Consider the following 4838-nt stretch of genomic DNA (forward strand, 5'->3'; position numbering starts at 1 on the left):
AGGCAATCCGATGACAACAAACGCAATCTTGTTTTTACCTCCCTATATTACAATGTATTTAAAAAGCCAGCCTTTAAGGTTGGTGTCAACTACCAGTACATGTCTTTCGCAGAGCAGGTACCAGATATTTATTTTAGCCCGGATCAATATCAGGCTATTGAAGTTTTTGCTGATCTCAGAGGCTCTTTTTCAGAAAAGAGCACTTATCTCCTAAACTGTGCCACAGGTTTGCAGAAGGTAGAGGACGACCAGCAGTCCGTGGTTTTCAGGTTGGAAGCAGGGCTTAATCAACAGATCTCCAAAAGAGTTATTGCGAGCATTTATGGGAAATACAGCAACATTGCTTCCGATACGGCCACCGGATTCAACTTTACAGAAATAGGGGTAAGGTTGAAGTGGAATTTTACAAAAACCCCACTCTTCTATAAAAAGATGTTAGCCAAGCTGTAGCGGTTAGAGTAAATTTAACCTCCGCATGAGTTCCGGGCGGTTAGACCGGCTTATGGGAATTACACTTTTTTCAATAAGCACACTGTTGTCCTCTATATCAATGATTTTCGTAAAGTTGATGATATACGATCTGTGGATCTGAAGAAAGAGGTCTTCAGGGAGTTTATCTTTAATTTTTTTCAAGGTGTTGTGTACCCTATGGGTCTCTTTGGTAGTCTTTATATCTATATAATCGCCTTTGGCCTCTATGAATAAGATCTCATCAAAGGTAAGTTTGATAAGTCTCCGGTCTATATTGATGTACAAATCTTCCCCTACTGAACTTGCGCCACCTTCGCCCTTGGTTGCGGAGGGTTGCTGAGCTATTGTATTCTTTACTTTCTGTATCGACTTTGTGAACCTCTCTGGTGTGATTGGTTTCACCAGATAATCCACAATTGCTTCATACTCATAGGCCTCAATGGCAAAATTTGTATCAGAGGTGGTAAGGACGATCTTTGGTGGATCTTTAAGGGTTTGCACAAAATCGAATCCGGTAAACCCGGGCATATGAATATCGAGGAGTACCAGGTCTACAGTTTGCTGGTTAAGGAATTTAATGGCATCTATAGCATTGGAAAACTCTTCAATGACATCCAGCTCAGGAATAGAAGTACACAATTGTGCTACAATGGCTCTTGCAGCTGCTTCATCATCTATGATTATACAATTCATGGTCTCAAAGGGTCTTTAAATAGGATTCTATGGTATCTAAAATACCGGAAAATTCTTTTTTTAACGCAGTATTCTCCATTTTTAGTTCCTCTTCGTAGGTAACAGCAAGACGATAAGCATTTTCCAGTCCCAGGATGTTTAATTTATGCTTTAATTTATGGACTATCAATGCTGTTTCATTTGTTTTTCCTTCCCGGAGGGTTTTGTTGTATTCCTGTCTCTCAACCGGGAACTCGTCCTTCAGGATGTCAATGAATTTTTGCTCAAATGCAACATCGTCACCTGCTAATTGTTTAATATATTCCAGGTTTGGGGTTTCCATGCTTATTTCTTTAGGGTGAAATAAAAGGTAGTTCCCTCGCCCACATTGCTGTCTAACCAGATCTTACCTTCGTACAAATCTACTATCTTTTTAACGATAGACAGTCCGATACCCGTTGAACTTTCCTTAGTTCCTATGGATTGGAATATTTGAAATATTTTTTCATGGTACTCTTCAGGGATTCCAACGCCATTGTCTTTAATGCAGAATTCCCAGTAGGTCTTATTTTCCTTTACATCAATAACTACCAGACCTTCTTCCTTATCAATATTGGTAACTGCATTGCTGATCAGGTTTTGAAAAAGCTGGTGCATTTTAGTGGCATCGGCCTGCAGCGTGGGAAGGGGGTTAAGGATGATGACATTAACATGTTTTGGAGTATATATAATCTCACGTATATCATTAACCACCTGATTCAGGTCTACAGAAACCGTATCAAGATGTTCGTTATTAATACTAGAATATTTTAATATTCCATCAATAAGCTTATCCATCCCCTCCACTTTTTCTTGCATCATTTGAAGGTTGAACAAACCTGTATCATCTATGATCTCATTATAATCGTCATGCAGCCAGGTAGCCAGGGCACTGATGCTTCGCAAAGGAGATTTAAGGTCATGAGAAACAATATGCGCATATTGCTCAAGTCCTTGATTACTGGCTTCCAGTTCTAACATCAACTTTTCCTTCTGCAGCTCCAGGTTTTTCTGTGCCGTTATGTCCAGGTGAATCCCAATGGAACCTACTACCTCACCCGTTTCATCATATCTGGGGGCGCCACTTATAAGCCAATAGCGCAGTTCATTAGATTTGGTATACACCTGTATCTCATAGGAATCCGATTTTCCTCTCAGCCGTTCTTTTCCTTTTTCAACTATGATGTTCTTTTCGGACACCTTTAAGGTAGCGCTTGCCTTTTTTCCAATTAATTCCTGCTCAGAATATCCACTCATATTGCAAAAACTTTGATTTACCAATTGAATTACATCTGCATTGTCTACCTCGATGAGCCCAAGGTTCATATTTGCGATTATGCTCCAATATTTTTCATTTTGAATCTCAAGATTTTTCTTGTAATTCTTCCTGATTGTAACATCATTATACGTCCACAAATGCCCTTTATAAATTCCATCACTGAAAATTGGGATATAGTCTCGCTCCAAAATCCGGCCATCTTTCATTTCCAGTTCATCTGAAAGGACTACTTTTTGATCCTTTAAGATCTGAGTGATACGTGTAACGAATCCTTTTCCATCTTCAAAATAGTGCTTGGTTTCCTCGGCAGCATTAGAACAATCGCTTCCTTTCAGGCTTTTCGGCGGAACAGGAATATGGAACATGTCGCAAAACATCTGATTAGTAAGGGATATTTCCCTGTTTTCATTTTCCAGTAAGACACCAGTCTGTAAATTCGAAATTAGGCTGGCAAGCCTGTTTTCGGAGGCTCTGATTTGCTCTTGTGCTTCACGTTCTTTGGAAATATCTTCTACTATAGCTACTTCATATGCGATCTTACCAGAGGATTCCCTTACCGCACTTACTGAAGTTTTTGCTAAAATGGCAGTTCCGTTCTTCCTGAAATATTGCTTCACTATAGAAAAGTTGTCCAGTTTTCCTTTCTTCATCTCAGTCATATACCTACTCGACTTTTCATTGTCCTCTGGAGCTGAAATGGCATCTACAGTAGATTTTTTTAATTCGGACTCCGAATAACCCAGTAGCTCGGAGAAGGTCTTGTTAATTTTAAGGAATTTACCCCCTTGAGTAAGTACAATGCCCAGTGGAGAATTTTCAACTATGATATCGAGCTGCTTCTTTTGTTCGGAAAGCAATACTTCCACCTCATTTTCCTTCGTAATATCTCTGATAATACCCTGCGCGGCAATGGGGAGGCCCGCCTTATCATAAATTATGCTGCTGTTCACTTGTATGTACTTAATGGATTGATCCTTTACAATAATCTTAGCCCTGTAGTTTTTTAGGGTACCTACTTCATAAAGAAGTTTGAACGATTCTTTGGTATATTCAATGTAGTCCGGATGGATCAAAGATCCGAGGTTGATAGTCTCTTCGTTATGATCGTATCCCAGGAGTTGTTTAGCGGCGGCATTCATCCGAAGGACATTACCATTGATGTCCATTACCAGATATGGATCAATGATATTGATAAATACCCCTTCTAGTTCGGATGTTTTTTCGCTTAAGAGGTTTTCTAAGCGCTCATTGGTCTCTTTTAATTGCCTGGCGGTATTGTATAGTTCCTGTGATTTTTCTTCCAGTATTTTTTCTGCCTGAAGTCTTGCTTTCTTTTGGCGTTCTAAGGCCCTTTTCAATAAAGTTACTTCTTTGTTATCCATGTTGGACAATATGAAATTTTACCTGGGTGCCATCTTCCTTCAGCAACTCATAGCTTATTTCGGCACTGCTTTTGAAATGCGTAAAAGCTTTTTCCATTAGGCCGTGAGCCAGACTGTACAGCCCTCTTGAAGAGCTGTAAATCATGGATAGGGAAGTATCCGTTTTTTCAATTATGGTAAAGCTGGGTAATTCCGCATCGGGGTAGAGCTTTTTAACATGTACGTGAATGTGGTCCTCAATAGAGTTCAAAAGAGCAATTGGTGAAGCATAACTTTTAATGATCTCGGGATGTGCTTTCCCTAAACTATCGAACAAGTACAGCCCAAAAGCGTATAATAGGTCATTTGGCGACATCTTGACTTCTGAACTTAAATTAGTCAGGAGGGAAACCATTTCATTAAAATCGTAGGTACCAACAGAAGTATAAATGCCTTCGGAGGGCAGCTCCGAATTTTCGATAATACTATCGGTAATTTCCAGTCCAAATTGGTCTTCCACCATTTCCAGGAACTCTGTAAAAATAAAACCTTTCATAAAGATAAAATCAAAATTAAATATAGGAAAAACCTTAGCTGTCGTAAAAATTTTGTTGTGAAATGCCTAGTTCCATTAACCTTTTACTAGTTCATTTACCTGCCAATAAGAGATAACCTTCATGAGCTTGTCTTCGTAATCATCATATTTTAATGGCTTTATCACGTAGCCTGCAATTCCGGTCTTATAACATTCGAGCAGGTCTGTTCTGTTTTCAGATGTTGTCAGAATTACTGTGGGCAGGTATTTAAGCAGGGGGTCCTTTTTAAGGATCTGAAGGAATTCAATGCCATTCATTCGTGGCATATTCAGGTCAAGAAGGATAATATCAGGCAGGTTATTTTCTTTAAGGATCTTCAATGCTTCTTCCCCATTGTTTGCCTGAATAAGGGTGTGTTTTTCATCCAGCTTGGATAAGGTCCTTGTCAACTTCATGGTCTCTATGGCATCGTCTTCAATA

General features: G+C 39.4%; 6 protein-coding genes. 1 reads left to right on the forward strand and 5 read right to left on the reverse strand.

Going from position 1 to position 4838, the window contains the following annotated elements:
- Positions 1-450 (forward strand): cellulose synthase subunit BcsC-related outer membrane protein (locus tag Q0X77_RS14975; RefSeq protein ID WP_297798629.1); only part of this gene is annotated, 450 nt, incomplete at its 5' end.
- A 3-nt stretch (positions 451-453) separates the two neighbouring features.
- On the opposite strand, the gene Q0X77_RS14980 is transcribed toward Q0X77_RS14975, so the two are convergent.
- The 5 genes from Q0X77_RS14980 to Q0X77_RS15000 all read right to left on the reverse strand — a co-directional run bounded on the left by Q0X77_RS14980 (position 454) and on the right by Q0X77_RS15000 (position 4837).
- On the reverse strand, positions 454-1164 hold the full coding sequence (locus tag Q0X77_RS14980; RefSeq protein ID WP_297798630.1) for a LytTR family DNA-binding domain-containing protein: 711 nt from the start codon (positions 1162-1164) through the stop codon (positions 454-456).
- Between the two features lie 4 nt (positions 1165-1168).
- Entirely contained in the window at positions 1169-1486 is a 318-nt protein-coding gene (locus Q0X77_RS14985) for an Hpt domain-containing protein (protein ID WP_297798631.1), read from the reverse strand.
- A 2-nt stretch (positions 1487-1488) separates the two neighbouring features.
- Positions 1489-3843 (reverse strand): PAS domain-containing sensor histidine kinase, encoded by a 2355-nt coding sequence (locus tag Q0X77_RS14990; RefSeq protein ID WP_297798632.1) that lies wholly within the window; start codon positions 3841-3843, stop codon positions 1489-1491.
- On the reverse strand, positions 3836-4378 hold the full coding sequence (locus Q0X77_RS14995) for a heme NO-binding domain-containing protein (RefSeq protein ID WP_297798633.1): 543 nt from the start codon (positions 4376-4378) through the stop codon (positions 3836-3838). The genes Q0X77_RS14990 and Q0X77_RS14995 overlap by 8 nt, the downstream gene beginning before the upstream one ends.
- Before the next feature lie 75 nt (positions 4379-4453).
- A complete protein-coding gene (locus tag Q0X77_RS15000; RefSeq protein WP_297798634.1) occupies positions 4454-4837 on the reverse strand; it encodes a response regulator in 384 nt (127 codons plus the stop codon).
- Between the last annotated feature and the right edge of the window lies 1 nt (position 4838).

Origin of the sequence: uncultured Eudoraea sp. (assembly GCF_947258925.1) — a bacterium.
Classification (GTDB): Bacteria; Bacteroidota; Bacteroidia; order Flavobacteriales; family Flavobacteriaceae; genus Eudoraea.

Coding starts and splice junctions, on each gene's coding strand:
- Q0X77_RS14980 (WP_297798630.1), bottom strand. CDS start 1,164: ATGAATTGTATAATCATAGATGATGAAGCAGCTGCAAGAGCCATTGTA.
- Q0X77_RS14985 (WP_297798631.1), bottom strand. CDS start 1,486: ATGGAAACCCCAAACCTGGAATATATTAAACAATTAGCAGGTGACGAT.
- Q0X77_RS14995 (WP_297798633.1), bottom strand. CDS start 4,378: ATGAAAGGTTTTATTTTTACAGAGTTCCTGGAAATGGTGGAAGACCAA.
- Q0X77_RS14990 (WP_297798632.1), bottom strand. CDS start 3,843: ATGGATAACAAAGAAGTAACTTTATTGAAAAGGGCCTTAGAACGCCAA.